The organism is Mesorhizobium sp. CCNWLY176 (assembly GCF_037153935.1).
Classification (GTDB): Bacteria; Pseudomonadota; Alphaproteobacteria; order Rhizobiales; family Rhizobiaceae; genus Mesorhizobium_M; species Mesorhizobium_M zhangyense.
In genome coordinates, this window is sequence record NZ_JBBBDZ010000014.1 from 48,825 (window position 1) to 64,595 (window position 15,771).

Consider the following 15,771-nt stretch of genomic DNA (forward strand, 5'->3'; position numbering starts at 1 on the left):
CGCTCTCCGTCGCGCTTCGCGCGCCACCTCTCCCCCGCTTCGCAGGGGCGAGGAACCCAAGTTCTGAGGGGTCGCTGCTTCACAGAACCTAGGTTCCTCGCCCCCATGAAATGGGGGAGAGGTGGCGCGCGAAGCGCGACGGAGAGGGGGAATCCCAAGCCGATTACCACCCAACACTTGACCTCCCCTCTCCTCTCCAGCATTCATCGGCCATGCGCGCAAACTACAAAATGCAGCGGCTGTTCGTGCCGCAGGACCTCGCCAGGGATACCGTTTTCGAAACGGGCACGGAGCAGAGCCATTATCTCATCCACGTGCTGCGCCTCTCCGAAGGCGCGGAACTGCTCGTCTTCAACGGCCGCGACGGCGAATGGCTGGCGCGGATCGAGGCCAAAACCAAAAAAACGGTGCGGCTACGTGCGGTCGAGGAAACGCGGCCGCAACCGCCACTCCCCGACCTCGTCTATTGCTTCGCGCCGCTGAAACAGGGGCGGCTCGATTATCTCGTGCAGAAGGCGGTCGAGATGGGCGCGGGCGTGCTGCAGCCCGTCGTCACCCAGCACACGCAGATCGCCAAGCCCGGCATCGACCGGCTGCGCGCCAATGTCGTGGAAGCTGCCGAGCAATGCGGCATCCTTGCGCTTCCGGAAGTGCGCGAGGCGCAGAAGTTCGACAGGCTGATCGCCGGTTGGGAGACGGACCGGCGGCTGATCTTCTGCGACGAGAGTGCCGAGACCAACAATCCACTGCCCGCGCTTCAGGCCATCACCGAGCGCAAGCTTGGCCTGCTGATCGGCCCGGAAGGCGGCTTTTCCGAAGATGAGCGCAAGCAGCTCTATGCCCTGCCCTTCGTGAGCGCCATTCCGCTCGGGCCCCGCATCCTGCGCGCCGACACAGCAGCGGTGGCTGCCATGGCGGTGCTGCAGGCGACGATCGGGGACTGGTGAACAGGCAACACGCGAACTCTGCTGCGCCGGCCGTCTGAGTTTCACCGCTGATGAAAGAGCAGTTTCGCCGACCCTTCGGCAAAACCGAGTTTCTCATAGAAGGGGACGAGCCGCTCCGGGCAATACAGCTCGAAACTGGAAACGCGCGCCAGGGACGGCAGGCCGATGATCCTCTCCACGATCGCCTTGCCGACGCCTGACCCACGAAAATCCGCGTGGACGATCACGTCGAAGATCATCGCCTTGAAGGTGAAATCCGTCAGCGCCCGCGCAAAGCCGATCAGCCGGTCGCCGTCGGTGCAGCAGCCAAGCACGATGTCGGAATGCTTGAGCATATGGGCGACGTCTTCAAAGCTGCGATCCCTGGTCCACCATTCCTGTCGGTAAAGCTCGAACAGTTCCTGCTCACGGTCGCCGCCAAAATGCTCGATCCACGTAAAATTCATGCAGTAATGCCCTCCGGGTTCGCGATGTGCGGCTCAAGACACGGCACGCTGTCGTTTGAGCATGATTTTCGACGCTTTTTCGATTCGCCAGCATGCTCAATTTGAGTTGAACCAATGATCAGGATTTTTTGCTTGATCGCGAGATATGATTGCGTCCATCAAGCGCGACGCTTTTTTCGAGCGGCGAGAGGGTAGACTATGGCGCGTGACACCACCGATTTCCGGCCGATCGAAGGCGTGGACGAACTCGTCGCCTATCTGGCCGAGGGCAACAAGCCGCGCGAAAAATGGCGCATCGGCACCGAGCACGAGAAATTCCCCTTCTATGTCGACGGCAACAGCCCGGTTCCCTATGGCGGCGACCGCGGAATCCGCGCGCTTCTGGAAGGCATGCAGCGCACGCTGGGCTGGGAGCCGATCGTCGATGCCGAGCGCATCATCGGGCTGGTCGAGCCGACCGGGCAGGGCGCGATCTCGCTGGAGCCCGGCGGGCAGTTCGAGCTTTCCGGCGCGCCGGTGGAGACGATCCACCAGACCTGCCGCGAGGGCAATGCGCATCTGGCGCAGCTGCGCGAGATTGCCGAGCCGCTCGGCATCCGCTTCCTCGGCCTCGGCGGCAGCCCGAAATGGACGCTGGCCGAGACGCCGCGCATGCCGAAATCGCGCTATGACATCATGACCAACTACATGCCCAAGGTCGGCACCAAGGGCCTGGACATGATGTATCGCACCTGCACGATCCAGGTGAACCTCGACTTCTCCTCGGAAGAGGATATGCGCCGCAAAATGCAGGTCTCGTTGAAACTGCAGCCGCTTTCGACGGCGCTCTTCGCCAACTCGCCCTTTACCGACGGCCACGCCAACGGGCTGCAGAGCTGGCGCGGCGAGATCTGGACCGACACCGACAACCAGCGCTCGGGCCTGCTGCCATTCTGCTTCTCGCCGGAATTCGGCTTTGCCGACTATGTCGAATGGGCGCTCGACGTGCCGATGTATTTCGTCATCCGCGACGGCCGCTATCACGACATGACCCACATAACCTTCCGCCAGTTCATGGCGGGTGCCGCGCGCAAGGAACTGACGGACGGCATGCCGACCATCGGCGACTGGGCCAATCATCTGTCGACGCTGTTTCCCGATGTGCGGCTGAAGCGTTTTCTGGAAATGCGCGGCGCGGATGGCGGACCATGGCGCCGCATCTGCGCGCTGCCCGCCTTCTGGGTCGGGCTGCTTTATGATGAGGAAGCGCTGGATGCGGCGGAAGCCCTGACGAAAAGCTGGACCTATGAGGAGGTGCTGGCGATGCGCAACGCGGTGCCGGCGCAAGGCATCGGCGCACCATTCCGCAACACCGATCTGCGCGAGGTTTCGCGCGAGGTGCTGGCGATTTCACGCAAGGGCCTGAAGAACCGCGCCCGCCTGAACCGCGACGGCTATGACGAGACGACATTCCTCTCCACGCTCGATGAAGTGGTGGCGCGCGGCACCACCAGCGCACAGGAAATGCTCAACGCCTATCACACCCGCTGGGGCGGCTCGATCGAGCCGGCTTTCCTTGAGTATGCGTATTAACGGTCTCTGCATTCGCCCGTAACAATCCCGTAGGCGGGTCCACGGGTTTGGGTTAGGCTGCTCCCCGGCGAGACACTCCGAGGAGATCGAAAATGGCTTCACTATTCGACATGCTGACGAATGCCCAGAACGGCAACGGCATGGATGCGCTGGCGCGGCAGTTCGGGCTGTCGCCGCAGCAGGCGCAATCGGCCGTCGCGGCCTTGCTGCCGGCCTTTTCGCAAGGGCTGAAGCAGAACACCGCCGATCCCTATGGCGCCGGCGCGTTCCTGAGCGCGATGGCGAGCGGGCAGCACGCCAAATATTTCGAGAACCCGGCAGCAGCCTTTTCTCCGGCCGGCATGGCCGAGGGCAACGGCATTCTGGGCCATCTGTTCGGTTCGAAAGACCTTTCGCGCGCAGTTGCCACACAGGCGGCGCAAGCCACCGGCATCGGCCAGGATGTGCTGAAGCAGATGCTGCCGGCCATCGCGACGATGGTGATGGGCGGGCTGTTCAAGCAATCGACCAATCAGGTCCAGGCAGCCGGTCTTGGCGGCGGCAGCAGCAATCCGCTCGGCGACATCATCGAGCAGATGATGCGCCAGGGCGGCATGGGCGGTGCTGCCCAACAGCAGCAGGCGCCGCAATCGGCAAGCCCTTCGGATAACCCGCTCGGGCAAATCCTCGAAGGCATGTTTGGCGGCGGTCAGGCAGGCCAGCCGCAAAGGCAGGCGCAGGCCCCGGCCGGCGACAATCCGCTTGGCCAGATTCTTGAGGGGATGTTCGGCGGTGGCGCGGCTCAGCCGACCGGCAGGGTGCAGCAGCCGGGCCAGAACCCGCTTGGCGACAACCCGCTTGGACAAATCCTCGAAGGCATGTTCGGTGGCGGACAGGCCGGGCAGCAGCCCACTGGCCGCGCGCAGCCCCAGGGCCAGAACCCGCTTGGCGACAATCCGCTCGGACAGATTCTCGAGGGCATGTTCGGTGGAGGTGCTGCTCAACCGAGCGGCGGGGCGCAGCCGCAGGCCGCTCCGAGCGGGCAACCGAAAAACCCGTACGACGATCTGTTCGGCAAGATGTTCGAGACCGGCTCACAGCAGCGCGACGACTACCAGAAGGGCGTGGAATCGATCTTCGAGCAGTTTACGAAGGGCATGGACCGGCGGCGCTGAGGCTGTTCGGCCAATAAAAATGCCCGGTCCGTGAGGACCGGGCAGCGTGCAGGCGGGCCGGAGGGAAACCGGCAGGGAGTGGGGAGCCTGCAGTAATTCAGGCGTCGGGCTTAATGCACCCGGCGGGCCATATCTTCGATCACGTCCGAACGAGCGCTGACCATCGAGCCGAGGCGCGCGGTCGGATCGACGCCGAACGGCAGGTCGACGACGACGTGGAGGTCAGCCCGCGTCAGGCCGATATCAGCCAGTTCATGGTCGGTCATTTCGCCCATTCGGTAGAATTCGCGGCGATTTTTCAGGGCGCGATATGTGTTGGAGAGCCAGTTCACGATGCGAACGGTAAGCACCGGACGCGCTGCAGTCTGCATCGTCTTGGCGGCGTAATCGATCGTGGTCATGGCACTCTCCTTTCAAGAGTTAGGGCACAGAAAGCCGTTCCGAGACGAACACGCGCAAATCGCGCTCCGCATCGGTGTTTTGCGTCGCTTCCTGTGGACGCTTATGACTTTGCCATCGCCGTATTGATTAATCCAACGAATGTTTTTAATCTTTATCATCAACATCGATGATGGATGAAAGTCATGGCCGCGCCGCTCGATCTCGATCAACTGCAAACCTTCATCATGATTTCCGACACCGGCAGCTTCACCAAGGCCGCCGACGAGGTTCACCGCACGCAATCGGCGGTGTCCATGCAGATGCGCCGGCTGGAAGAGCGCATCGGCAAGCCGCTGTTTGAAAAGGACGGGCGCACCAACAAGCTGACGGAAGAAGGCGAAAAGCTGCTCTCCTATGCGCGGCGGCTGATCCATCTCAACCGCGAGACGCTGGCCGCCTTCGACGACCGCAGCCTGGAAGGCACGATCCGTATCGGCACGCCGGACGACTATGCCGACCGCTTCCTGCCGGAGATCATGGCGCGCTTTGCCCGGTCGAACCCGCGCGTCGAGCTGACCGTCATATGCGAGCCTACCTTCAACCTCGTCGAGCACATCAAACGCGGGCATCTCGACCTGGCGCTGGTGACGCATGACGACGTGAAGGGGCAGTCGGAAGTGGTGCGGCGCGAGCCGCTTCTGTGGGTGAGTTCGGCCAACCACGCCACGCATGAGCAGGAAATCCTGCCGATGGCCTTCGGCCGCCCGACCTGCATCTGGCGGCGCGGGGCATGCGACGTGCTCGACCGCATGCAGCGCGACTATCGCATCCTGTTCACAAGTTGGTCGGCCACCGTCATCACCGCCGCCGTGCTTTCAGGGTTGGCCATTTCGGTGCTGCCGGAATGCGCGCTCAGGCCGGGCATGCGCGTGCTTGGCGAGGCCGACGGGTTCGGCGCCCTGCCCGACTGCAAGATTGGCATCATGCGCGGGCACACTGCCAGCGCCGATATCGTCGAGGCGCTGGCCCGGCACATCGCCGAAAGCCTCGACAATATTTCTGTGCCGGCGGGTCAGGAGACGGGAACATTCGATTTTGCGGCGCTGACTGGCATTCGCAGCAAGCGGCTGAAGCCGAGCCATGTCATGCCGGGGTGGTGAGATTTTCCTTCTAGGCTTGCGCTGCCCCTCACCCTTACCCTCTCCCCGTAAGGACGGGGAGAGGGGGTCGCCAGCGTTGCGGCCAGTGTCCCTCTGCTTGCAACGGGAGAAGGAGAGCCTCAACGTTCAAGCCTCCCTCTCCCCGTACTTCACGGGGGTCCGAAGGACGGGCGAGACCCGTGGCTCGCCCCGGAATGGGTAAGGGTGAGGGGCAATCTTGTTACCGCAACTTACTCAAAACCTGTCCACCACACTGATCCCCGTCCCATCAAACCGGTCCATCTGCATCAGTGCCACCGGCGCCTCGGCGAGGCTGATGTGTTTGCCGACCAGCTTCTGCGGCTGCAGCTTGCCGGTTTCGAGCATGTCCATCATCGCCTTGTAGCGGAACGCCTGCATGCCGTGGCTGCCGACGATCTGCAGCTCATGGGCGATGACCTTGTCCATTGGCACCTGCGGCGTGGCGTGATCGCCGAGCATCAGCCCGACCTGAACGTGACGGCCACGCCGGCGTAGATTGGCGATGGAATTGAAGCAGGTGGAAGGGTGGCCGAGTGCGTCGACCGAGACATGCGCGCCGCCCTTGGTGATTTCCTTCACCGCCGCGACGACATCCTGCTCCGCGCCGTTGATGGTGGCGACCGCGCCGAGCTCGCGGGCGAAGGCGAGCTTTTCCTCGGTGAGATCGATGGCGACGACATTGGCGCCCATGGCGGTGGCGATCATGATTGCCGACAGGCCGACGCCGCCGCAGCCATGCACCGCCACCCATTCGCCGGGCAGCACCTTGGCCTGGTCGACGATGGCCCGGAAGGACGTCACGAAGCGGCAGCCGAGGCTGGCGGCGGTGACGAAATCCAGCGCTTCCGGCAGGCGCACCAGATTGGTGTCGGCATAGTCGATGGCGACATATTCGGCGAACGAACCCCAGGCGGTGAAGCCCGGCTGGAACTGCTGCTCGCAGACCTGATGATTGCCCGAATTGCATTCGTGGCAATGGCCGCAGCCGCCGACGAACGGCACCGTGACCCGGTCGCCGACGCGCCACTGCGTGACCTGCCGGCCAACCGCCTGCACCGTTCCGGCAAGCTCGTGGCCCGGCACATGCGGCAGCACGATGTCGGCGTCGTGGCCCATCCAGCCGTGCCAGTCGCTGCGGCACAGGCCGGTCGCCTCGACCTTGATGACCACACCGTCGGTCGAGGGTTTCGGGTCAGGCACGTTGCGGATGCTTGGCGCTTCGCGGAAATGCTCGAACAGAACAGCTTTCATCGATAATCCTTGGGAGCTTCGGATTGGAAAGACCGCGAAACTATCGCCGGCCGCCGCGAATGACCAGCACGTTGCCAAGCCCGACAAAAACGAGGCCGGCAATGGCGTAAGCGGTCCAGACATAGCCTTCGAGTGCGGTCGAGACGAGCAGGGCGAAGACCGGGAAAATGACGGTAGCATAGCCAGCCCGCGCGGCACCAATGCGGCCGAGCAGCGTGAGATAGGAGGCGAAGGCCATGACCGTCGACACCACCGCCAGGAAGACCAGCGAACCGAGATAGGAAACCGTGGTGGCGATGATGAACGGCTTGCCGAGCATGAGGGCGAGGAACGCCGCCCAGATCGTGCCATAGAGCATGCCCCAGGCGCTGGTGGAAATCAGCGGCAGTTTTCTGCGCTGATTGGCCGCCGAAACCAGATTGCCCAGGCAGAAGGAAAACGTGCCGGCGATGCACAGAAGCAGGCCCGTGAGCGTGCCGCCGGACAGGCCGTGGGCGGCGATTTCGGGGAAGAACATCAAGGCGATGCCGGCAAAGCCAAGCAGACCGCCAATCAATATGCGCGGCGCCGGGCGCTCGCGCATGATGACGGCCCCCAGCAGCATGTTGATGACCGATGCCAGCGAAAACACCACCGACAAAAGGCCGCTGACCAGATAGAGCGCGCCGTAGTAGAAAAACAGGAAGTTGGACGAGAAGATCAGCACGCCGAGAAGCGCAAAGCGCAGATGATCGGAGAGCGGGAAGCGCAGTTGCTTGCCGCTGAAGATCACCCAGCCGAACATCAGCACAGTGGCGATGGCGAAGCGCCAGACGAGATTGACCTCCGGCGACACAGCCGTGCCGACCTGCAGGGAGATGGCAAACCACGAAACGCTCCATGACAGCACCGTCAGGACATAAAGCCCATAGTCGAGCGGCTGGAACGGCCTGTCGACGGCGGGCGATGCCTGAGGGGTGGCGATGGTTTCGGTCTGCGTGCTCATGCGCCTCAGGTAGGTCGTCGAGGTGGCAGGCGTCCATCCAATTCTTCTGATTGAAACATTGAGACAAACGATATGTGCGGGCGAACGGACTTGACCCGACGCACGGGAATGGCCCCAATCGCGCCATGAGTGATTTTCTGCCCGAATCGAAGACCAACGCCGCCGAATATACGGTGAGCGAGATTTCTGGCGCGCTGAAGCGCACGGTCGAGGATGCCTTCGGCAATGTGCGGGTGCGCGGCGAGATTTCCGGCTATCGCGGGCCGCATTCTTCCGGCCACGCCTATTTCAGCCTGAAGGACGACCGCGCCCGCATCGAGGCCGTGGTGTGGAAAGGCACGATGAGCCGGCTGAAATTCCGGCCCGAAGAGGGCATGGAAGTCATCGCCACCGGCAAGCTGACGACCTATCCGGGATCGTCCAAATACCAGATCGTCATCGACAATCTGGAGCCAGCCGGCGCCGGCGCACTGATGGCGTTGCTGGAAGAGCGCAAGCGCAGGCTGGCCGCGGAAGGTCTGTTCGACAGCGAACGCAAGCGGCGACTGCCGTTCATGCCGATGGTCATCGGCGTCATCACCTCGCCGACGGGTGCCGTCATCCGCGACATCATCCATCGTATCAAGGACCGGTTTCCGCTGCATGTGCTACTCTGGCCGGTGCGTGTGCAGGGCGATACGTCCGGGGCAGAAGTTGCCGCCGCCGTTGCCGGCTTCAACGCACTTGCTGCGGACGGCGCGATCGTGCGGCCCGATCTTCTGATCGTGGCGCGCGGCGGCGGCAGCCTGGAAGATCTTTGGGGTTTCAACGACGAAGCGCTGGCGCGCGCCGTCGCTGCGTCCCGCATTCCGGTGATCTCGGCGGTAGGCCACGAAACCGACTGGACGCTGGTCGATCTGGTCGCAGACGTGCGCGCGCCGACACCGACGGGTGCGGCCGAAATCGCGGTGCCGGTGAAAGCCGATCTCGAGGCGACGCTGGCCAATCTCGGCGCGCGGCTGAAAGGCTGCATGTCGCGCAATTTCGACCGCAAGCGGCAGGCGCTGCGGGCAGCTGCGCGCGCCCTGCCCTCGCCTGATCAGTTGCTAGCGCTGCCGCGCCGGCACTTCGACGAGGCGACCAGCCGGCTTTCGCGCGCGCTGATCGTCAGCACCGAGCGCAAGCGGGCGCGGCTTTCGGCCATCCGCCTGTCGCCGGCGACGCTCGACCGTCGGCTTGCCGAAACCCGCAGGACCACAGACCGCGACATCGCCCGCGCCTATGCCGCCCTTCGCGCCATGCTGCGCGAGCGGCGCACGCGTTTCGACCGCACGGCGCAGCGCATCACGCCGGAGCCGCTGGTGCGCCGGCAACGGTTGGCTGGCGATACGCTGACCGCCCTGCAGCGGCGGATGGATCAGGTGACGAAAATCCGGCTGGAACGGCTGCGCGGCCGGCTGACGCAGGCCGAGCGGCTGATGTCGACGCTTTCGCATCAATCGATTCTCGAGCGCGGCTTTGCGCTGGTGACGGATGCGGACGGCGTTTTGGTGAAGCGGGCGGCGGAGGTGGCGGCCGATGCAGCACTTTCGCTCACCTTCGCCGACGGCACGGTGGGCGTCGTTGCCGGCGAAGGTACCGCACGGCCCAAGCCGCAGCCGAAACCGGCGCCCAAGGCCAAAGTCCCCGGCACGCAGGGTTCGCTGTTTTAGGATGTGTTGAACACGGCAACGCGCCAGCGTGCCTTTCAGAGATGATGCTGGACGGTCGTGGCGGGATGCGTTACCGTGGTAGCGCGATTTCCCACAGCTATGAGCCGCAATAGCTTCTCATCCCGAATGCCGTTTTCATAAGCATCCATCAGCCGCTTGGCGACTATGCCGGCCACTTTTTCGCGGTCGGTCCGGCCAGCGGTGCAATTGTCGAAAATCTCCCGCAGCAGTTTCAGCTCGTTGGGAAAATAGACGCGTCCTGTCGGTTGCGTCGGCGATTTGGTGGCCATGCCTTACTCCCTTTTTCGAGGGCGGGAGCCAAGTCTTGTCTCTCGATCGCCAGTGTCCGTGGACAATGTGCGGCGACGAATGAAGTTAGCATTTTTCCAGGGGCCGCTCCAATCAAGCATAAAAACAAGCGCGAACATGATGATATCGCGATGTTGCCTTTTGGCGGTGCCGGGAAAGATGGCCGAGCCATGTTCGGCTAGACACGGATGCAATCAGCGGTTGTCTTGCGCGTTCGCCCGCCATATCCTTGTCGCCATGGACAAGCGCTATCTTTTCCTCGCTGCCAGTGCCGGATGCGTCTTCTTGAGCGGATTGCTGTTGCTTGCCCCGAACGCAATTGCGGTGAACGGCGCACCCTGTTCGCGCGTCCTTGAACGGTACGACGGTGGACGTCGGATGCCCCCGCCAGACGACCTGGAATATGCCCGCGCCGTAGAGTGCTATCGCCTCCTCTGCGGAAACTAACCGGACATCTGGCACCCGCAAGATGCTCGGCTATGCGGCACCTGCGTGGCATGAGCGCCATCGGCGGAGGAGCTATCGCCCGCCTGTAGAGCATGCCTGATTTTATTGAGAAAGGAATGGTACGGTTGGGTGGGCTCGAACCACCGACCTCCGGATCCACAATCCGGCGCTCTAACCAACTGAGCTACAACCGCGCAGGCCATCGTCTGGCGAAGCGCTCCAATACGGACAAACGACGGAGATTTCAAGACGCTTGGCGACGGTTATTCCGGTCAATTTGGCCGCAGGGCGAATAAGAGTCACAGGAAAGTGCGCAACGCCTTGCCCAAAAAGAAAAAGACCGGCGGGAGGAGGTGCCGGTCTTTTCCTTGTATCTGGCCGGAGGGAGGAGGATTCCGGCCGTCATGCCCGAAGTTTGGTGGGAGGAGGTACCGCCCTTCGGGTATTTATGAAGTCACCTGAAATCAGGCGACCTTGAGGTCCTTGAACGTCTTTTCGAAGACGTCCTTGATCGGCTTGGTCACGTCCGTGGCAGCCTTGGTCGAAACGGCCTGGAATTCCTTGGCCTGCTCGACGGCAGTCTCGGCGCCCTTGCGAAGGAAAGCGGTCTGAAGCTCGATCACCTCGGACAGCGACTTGGCGCCGAACAGGGCTTCGAGATGCGAGAAGCCGGTCTCGGCATTGGTGCGGAGCGTGGCGATGGTCTTGAGCGACAGTTCACTGCCGACAGCCTTGGCGGTCTCGAAGGTCGATTCGAAAGCCTTCTGGGTCTCTTCGGCGCCGGACTTAATCTTGGTGTAGGCTTCCTTCGACTGCTCGACGCCCTTTTCGGCGAAGGCACGGAACTGGTCGGTGGCCTTGGAGGCATCGAAGGTCGGGAATTCAACGTTGGCGAATTCAGCAGTTTTGGTTGCGGTCTTGGACATATTTCCATCCTTTTCGGTGGACCGATCTTGCGAAAGCCGGTCTCGTTCATGCGTAATCTCCATATAGCGTAGCCAATGGTGCATTGCAATATCTTTTGTGCACTGCAACAAAACCGTCATCCAAGCGGGTCAAGCCATCGCGGCGCGTTAACCAAACCATCGGGTTTCGGTGCTCAAACGCGCTGTTTTGTGGACGTTTGCCCCGCCGCCTTGTTATTAACAAAGAGTTAACCGCAGAGAATCTGTCTCCGCCTGGGAGTTCGTGCAGCGCATGCCGTCAGCTTCGTATTCGTTCATCGATGTAGCCATACTCGACGACGTGCGGCAGCGTTTTGCAGCCGGCGACGCGCTGGCCATCCTGACGACCGACCTCGACCAGGTGATCTGGGCGAACGGACCGGGTGCGGCCCTGCTCGGCTATCCGGACATCGAATCGATCATCGGCGAGCCGCCCCTGCTCGGGCCGACCGCCAGACGCCAGATCATGGCGACGAGCTGCTTTCCGCGAATCGGCCGCGACCGGAACCTCGCCGTGCGGCTGGCGACCGGGGTCAGCAGCCGCGCCGTCAATTTCACCGCAAGCGCCCTGACCCTGCCGGACGGCGAGGACGCAATATTGCTGGCGGTGCCGGCTATACCGGAAGGCGGACGCAGCGACGGCGACATTGCCGAGCGCGCCATAAGCGGCCTCAACGAGCGCGGCCAGTTCGCAGCCTTGATCGACGCACAGGGCGCGGTGGAAGCAGCCTCGCAAGGTTTCGCCGAACTCGGCATCTCGCAAAAAACGCTGGCCGAGATGGTCGTGGAACTAAGCGGCGAACGCGAGCGGCTGGTGAAGCGGATGGTTCCGGGAGCGGGGCGCTCCTTCCCCGCCGGACTGGCGCGGCTGGTCGATAAGCCGGCGCGGCATCTGCTGGTGGTGATCGACGAGCGCCAGTTTGCCGATGACGAGATTTCGACTGCAGAAGTTCCCGACGACAAGGTTTTTGCGCCTGCGGCCCCGGTGGCCGAGGTTCCGCTGGTGCCGGCCGCCTCGGTGGCTGATGTACTGGCGCATGTCTCGGCATCGACCGACGCAAAGCCTGCCACCGCTGCCGAAAGCCCGGTGACAGCCGCAACGGAAAGTCCCGCAGCGAAGGTTTCCGCTCCGGAAGACGATGAATCGCCGCAGCTGCCGATTTCGGAAACGCCTGCAGAGGCCGCCGCCAAAGGCGACCACGATAACTGGTATTTCAATGCCAGCGAAGCGGGCAGGACCGAAGCCGCCGCGGAACGCAGGCCGGTGGAGATTGACCGCTTGACACCGCCCACGCGTTTCGTCTGGCGCACCGATGCCGAGGGGAAATTCAGCGCGGTTTCCAGCGAATTCATCGAGGTGGTCGGGCCGCTTGCAGCAGACGTGATTGGCCGGCGCTTCCGCGATGTCGCCATGACCTTCGGGCTCGATCCCTCGGGCGAGATTGCCGATCTGCTCGAGCGCCGCGACACGTGGTCGGGCCGCTCTGTACTGTGGCCGGTGGCCGGAACGGATCTGAAGATCCCCGTCGATCTCGCCGCTTTGCCCGTCTATGGCCGCGACCGCAACTTTGAAGGTTTTCGCGGTTTCGGCGTCGCCCGCAAGGCCGATGCCGTGACCGATCCGGAGGGCCTTGGGCTGGTTCTGGTGCCCTCGACCGGCGAGCCGCGCAAAAGCACCACCGCCGAAGAAACCCGCGCGCAGCCAGTGCCTGAAAACACGCAGGCCCCCGACCCGTTTCAGGGCGAGGTGCCGGCGCTGACGATCGTGCCGAAGCCCGACAACCGCCGCTTCGCCGACAAGGTCATCCGCCTGGCCGAGCATCGCCCGGCTGCCGTGCCTGAAAAAGGCCTTTCCCCTATCGAGCGCAGCGCGTTTCGCGAGATCGGCGAAAGGCTGAAGCAGCGTGGCGAGACTGTCGGCGCGGCTGAGAGCGAAACAGGCGAGCAGCCAGCGGACGACGAGGCCGGCAGGCAGGAGACGGTCGAACCGCAGGCAGAGCCCTTGCTCGGTCCGGCAGACGAGATTTCGCCTGTCGAATTGCAGGAAGCCGAAGACGCCACATCGGAGCCAATCGTCCCAACGGCAACCGACATGGCCGGGCCGGAAACGCGCCCTGCCGAGGTTCAGGGCGAAATGTTTGCTCCTGCGGCTGATGCCCCGGAAGCGGATCTGGCAGCTGAGGCAACGGCCGACAAGCCAAGCGAAGACGCAGGCGCGCCGGAAGAGAAGACGTATGTCGACGTCTCGCGGGACGAGCCCGTCATCGGGAACGCCGCGAACGACACCATCCCTCCGGTTATCGGCATCGACGATGCGAGCCGGCTGGCGCATGACGACGAGCGTCCGGTTGCGGCAAACGGCAACGATGCCGATGGGGCAACCACCGAACATGCGGCTATGGCCGAGGAGACGGCAGAGCTGCAGCCTGAGATCGCCGAGACTGGCGAATCCGCGCCTTCTGACACGCCGATCCTCGAAAAGCTGCCGGTGCCGGTGCTGATCCATTCGGGCGATGTACTGCACTACGCCAATGAAGAGTTTTTGACGCTGACCGCCTATCAGTCGGTCGAGCAACTCGCCGAGGCGGGCGGGCTCGATGCGCTGTTTGCCGAAAGCTATGACGACAACGAACCGGCCGAACAGCATCATCTCAAGCTGCGCACTGCCGACGGGCTGGAATTTCCGATCGAGGCGCTGTTGCGCTCCGTGCCCTGGCAGGGCGGCAAGGCGCTGATGCTGGTCATACGCCGCACCGGCGAGGCCGACATCGCGCCGCTTCAGGTGCTGTCGCCGAGCGAGAACGAGCTTCACAGCCGTGTTGCCGAAATGCGCACCATCATCGACACGGCAACCGACGGCGTCGTGCTGATTTCCAATGACGGCACGATCCGCTCGATCAGCAGGCCAGCCGAGGCGCTGTTCGGCTTCGATAGCGACGAGGTGACCGGCAAGCCCTTCGCCTCGCTTTTCGCCATGGAAAGCCAGCGCGCCGCGCATGACTATCTCAACGGCATGTCGGACCATGGCGTCGCCAGCGTGCTCAATGACGGGCGCGAGGTGATCGGCCGCGAGGCGCAGGGCCGCTTCATTCCGCTGTTCATGACCATCGGCCGCCTGCCCAATGAGAGCGGCTATTGCGCTGTCGTGCGCGACATCACCCAATGGAAGCGCGCCGAGGAGGAACTGACCCAGGCGCGCAGCGTGGCCGAGCGTGCCTCCTCGCAGAAGACCGATTTCCTGGCTCGCGTCAGCCACGAGATCCGCACGCCGCTCAACGCCATAATCGGCTTTTCCGAACTGATGGTGGACGAAAAGTTCGGGCCGATCGCCAACGACCGCTATCGCGACTATCTGCGCGACATCAACCGCTCGGGCAACCATGTGCTCGATATCGTCAACGATTTGCTCGACATTTCGAAGATCGAGGCCGGCCAGCAGGAAATGGCCCATGAGGCGGTGTCGCTCAACGACACGCTGGGCGAGACGGTGGCGATGATGCAGCCGCAGGCCAACCGCGAGCGGGTCATCATCCGTTCCAGTTTTGCCTCGAAACTGCCCGACGTGGTCGCCGATCTGCGCTCGATCCGCCAGATCGCGCTCAATGTGCTGTCCAACGCCATCCGCTACACGCAGGCCGGCGGGCAGGTCATTGTATCGACCGCCTATGAGGCCTCAGGCGACATCGTCATGCGGGTGCGCGACACCGGCATCGGCATGACCCATGCCGAGATCGAACAGGCGCTGAAACCCTTCAAGCAGATCAACGCGCTGAAGCGCGCGCGCGGCGACGGCACAGGCCTCGGCCTGCCGCTGACCAAGGCGATGGTGGAAGCCAACCGCGCCCGCTTCTCGATTACCTCGACGCCCGGCGAAGGCACGATGGTGGAGGTGACGTTTCCGTCGACGCGGGTGCTGGCGGAGTAGAAGGCCGGTAACGAATGCATCGAATGCTTCGAATGCTTTCAGCGAGAGAATGCTTCCGCTTCCGGCCTTTCAGAATGATGGGCTATTCTTTGATTTCCGGTTCGACGAGCTTTGCCAGGTTTCGAAGCGACTCCTGCCAACCGAGATAACAGGCTTCGGCCGGGATGACGTCCGGAATGCCGGCCTGCGTGATATCCAGCTCGGTTCCGACCGATACTTTCTTCAACGTCACGGTAACCTCCATCTCGCCGGGCAAGTTAGGATCGTCGAATTTATCCGTATAGCGCAGGCGTTCGCCCGGAACGAGTTCGAGATATTCGCCGCCGAACGCGTGGCTGTTGCCCGTCGTGAAATTGCGGAACGACATTCTGTGCGTGCCGCCGACTTTTGCTTCCAGATGATGAACCGTGCAGGCGAAGCCGTTGGGCGGAAGCCATTTTGCTACTGCATCTCCCTCGAGAAACGCGCGATAGACTTTTTCCGGGCTGGTTGCCAAAACGCGATGCAAGCGTACGGTGCTGGGCATATCGATTATCCT

The 15,771-nt window shown here is 63.0% G+C and carries 13 protein-coding genes and 1 tRNA gene; 6 read left to right on the top strand and 8 right to left on the bottom strand.

Annotated elements, in window-relative coordinates; genetic code table 11:
- The first annotated feature begins 212 nt into the window (after positions 1-212).
- Positions 213-947: a 16S rRNA (uracil(1498)-N(3))-methyltransferase gene (locus WBQ96_RS21240; protein ID WP_336554052.1), complete on the top strand. Its 735-nt coding sequence runs from the start codon at positions 213-215 to the stop codon at positions 945-947.
- Positions 948-988: 41 nt separating this feature from the next.
- Here the strand turns inward: WBQ96_RS21240 and WBQ96_RS21245 are convergent, their stop codons facing one another.
- Positions 989-1,393: a GNAT family N-acetyltransferase gene (locus WBQ96_RS21245; RefSeq protein ID WP_336554054.1), complete on the bottom strand. Its 405-nt coding sequence runs from the start codon at positions 1,391-1,393 to the stop codon at positions 989-991.
- A 198-nt stretch (positions 1,394-1,591) separates the two neighbouring features.
- On the opposite strand from WBQ96_RS21245, the gene WBQ96_RS21250 reads away from it, so the two are divergent.
- Entirely contained in the window at positions 1,592-2,965 is a 1,374-nt protein-coding gene (locus WBQ96_RS21250; protein ID WP_165114921.1) for a glutamate--cysteine ligase, read from the top strand.
- A 92-nt stretch (positions 2,966-3,057) separates the two neighbouring features.
- Complete coding sequence (locus WBQ96_RS21255; RefSeq protein ID WP_336554057.1) at positions 3,058-4,119, top strand: DUF937 domain-containing protein; 1,062 nt, start codon at positions 3,058-3,060, stop codon at positions 4,117-4,119.
- 110 nt (positions 4,120-4,229) lie between these two features.
- Here WBQ96_RS21255 and WBQ96_RS21260 read toward each other — a convergent pair whose 3' ends face one another.
- A complete protein-coding gene (locus WBQ96_RS21260; RefSeq protein WP_336554059.1) occupies positions 4,230-4,520 on the bottom strand; it encodes a DUF1127 domain-containing protein in 291 nt (96 codons plus the stop codon).
- A 183-nt stretch (positions 4,521-4,703) separates the two neighbouring features.
- Between WBQ96_RS21260 and WBQ96_RS21265 the strand changes: the two genes are divergently transcribed.
- A complete protein-coding gene (locus WBQ96_RS21265) occupies positions 4,704-5,660 on the top strand; it encodes a LysR substrate-binding domain-containing protein (protein ID WP_336554061.1) in 957 nt (318 codons plus the stop codon).
- Positions 5,661-5,894: 234 nt separating this feature from the next.
- Here the strand turns inward: WBQ96_RS21265 and WBQ96_RS21270 are convergent, their stop codons facing one another.
- On the bottom strand, positions 5,895-6,932 hold the full coding sequence (locus WBQ96_RS21270) for a zinc-dependent alcohol dehydrogenase family protein (protein ID WP_336554062.1): 1,038 nt from the start codon (positions 6,930-6,932) through the stop codon (positions 5,895-5,897).
- Positions 6,933-6,972: 40 nt separating this feature from the next.
- On the bottom strand, positions 6,973-7,917 hold the full coding sequence (locus WBQ96_RS21275; RefSeq protein ID WP_336554063.1) for a DMT family transporter: 945 nt from the start codon (positions 7,915-7,917) through the stop codon (positions 6,973-6,975).
- Between the two features lie 125 nt (positions 7,918-8,042).
- Here WBQ96_RS21275 and xseA point away from each other — a divergent pair, with 125 nt between their 5' ends.
- The gene (xseA, locus tag WBQ96_RS21280) at positions 8,043-9,608 is read left to right on the top strand and encodes an exodeoxyribonuclease VII large subunit (protein ID WP_336554064.1); all 1,566 of its coding nucleotides are present in this window, start codon (positions 8,043-8,045) and stop codon (positions 9,606-9,608) included.
- Positions 9,609-9,643: 35 nt separating this feature from the next.
- Here the strand turns inward: xseA and WBQ96_RS21285 are convergent, their stop codons facing one another.
- The 3 genes from WBQ96_RS21285 to WBQ96_RS21295 form a co-directional block, all read right to left on the bottom strand.
- A complete protein-coding gene (locus tag WBQ96_RS21285) occupies positions 9,644-9,898 on the bottom strand; it encodes a hypothetical protein (protein ID WP_336554065.1) in 255 nt (84 codons plus the stop codon).
- 583 nt (positions 9,899-10,481) lie between these two features.
- Positions 10,482-10,558: transfer RNA gene (locus WBQ96_RS21290), tRNA-His, on the bottom strand.
- Between the two features lie 270 nt (positions 10,559-10,828).
- Complete coding sequence (locus tag WBQ96_RS21295; RefSeq protein WP_165114905.1) at positions 10,829-11,290, bottom strand: phasin; 462 nt, start codon at positions 11,288-11,290, stop codon at positions 10,829-10,831.
- Positions 11,291-11,561: 271 nt separating this feature from the next.
- Here WBQ96_RS21295 and WBQ96_RS21300 point away from each other — a divergent pair, with 271 nt between their 5' ends.
- On the top strand, positions 11,562-15,233 hold the full coding sequence (locus WBQ96_RS21300) for a PAS domain S-box protein (protein ID WP_336554068.1): 3,672 nt from the start codon (positions 11,562-11,564) through the stop codon (positions 15,231-15,233).
- Positions 15,234-15,315: 82 nt separating this feature from the next.
- Here WBQ96_RS21300 and WBQ96_RS21305 read toward each other — a convergent pair whose 3' ends face one another.
- Positions 15,316-15,759 (bottom strand): SRPBCC family protein, encoded by a 444-nt coding sequence (locus WBQ96_RS21305; protein WP_336554070.1) that lies wholly within the window; start codon positions 15,757-15,759, stop codon positions 15,316-15,318.
- Positions 15,760-15,771 lie beyond the last annotated feature (12 nt).

Excerpts from the sequence above, each read along its gene's own strand:
- WBQ96_RS21240 (WP_336554052.1), top strand. The coding sequence starts at position 213 with ATGCGCGCAAACTACAAAATGCAGCGGCTGTTCGTGCCGCAGGACCTC.
- WBQ96_RS21245 (WP_336554054.1), bottom strand. The coding sequence starts at position 1,393 with ATGAATTTTACGTGGATCGAGCATTTTGGCGGCGACCGTGAGCAGGAA.
- WBQ96_RS21255 (WP_336554057.1), top strand. The coding sequence starts at position 3,058 with ATGGCTTCACTATTCGACATGCTGACGAATGCCCAGAACGGCAACGGC.
- xseA (WP_336554064.1), top strand. The coding sequence starts at position 8,043 with ATGAGTGATTTTCTGCCCGAATCGAAGACCAACGCCGCCGAATATACG.
- WBQ96_RS21250 (WP_165114921.1), top strand. The coding sequence starts at position 1,592 with ATGGCGCGTGACACCACCGATTTCCGGCCGATCGAAGGCGTGGACGAA.
- WBQ96_RS21270 (WP_336554062.1), bottom strand. The coding sequence starts at position 6,932 with ATGAAAGCTGTTCTGTTCGAGCATTTCCGCGAAGCGCCAAGCATCCGC.
- WBQ96_RS21300 (WP_336554068.1), top strand. The coding sequence starts at position 11,562 with ATGCCGTCAGCTTCGTATTCGTTCATCGATGTAGCCATACTCGACGAC.
- WBQ96_RS21305 (WP_336554070.1), bottom strand. The coding sequence starts at position 15,759 with ATGCCCAGCACCGTACGCTTGCATCGCGTTTTGGCAACCAGCCCGGAA.
- WBQ96_RS21285 (WP_336554065.1), bottom strand. The coding sequence starts at position 9,898 with ATGGCCACCAAATCGCCGACGCAACCGACAGGACGCGTCTATTTTCCC.
- WBQ96_RS21265 (WP_336554061.1), top strand. The coding sequence starts at position 4,704 with ATGGCCGCGCCGCTCGATCTCGATCAACTGCAAACCTTCATCATGATT.
- WBQ96_RS21295 (WP_165114905.1), bottom strand. The coding sequence starts at position 11,290 with ATGTCCAAGACCGCAACCAAAACTGCTGAATTCGCCAACGTTGAATTC.
- WBQ96_RS21275 (WP_336554063.1), bottom strand. The coding sequence starts at position 7,917 with ATGAGCACGCAGACCGAAACCATCGCCACCCCTCAGGCATCGCCCGCC.
- WBQ96_RS21260 (WP_336554059.1), bottom strand. The coding sequence starts at position 4,520 with ATGACCACGATCGATTACGCCGCCAAGACGATGCAGACTGCAGCGCGT.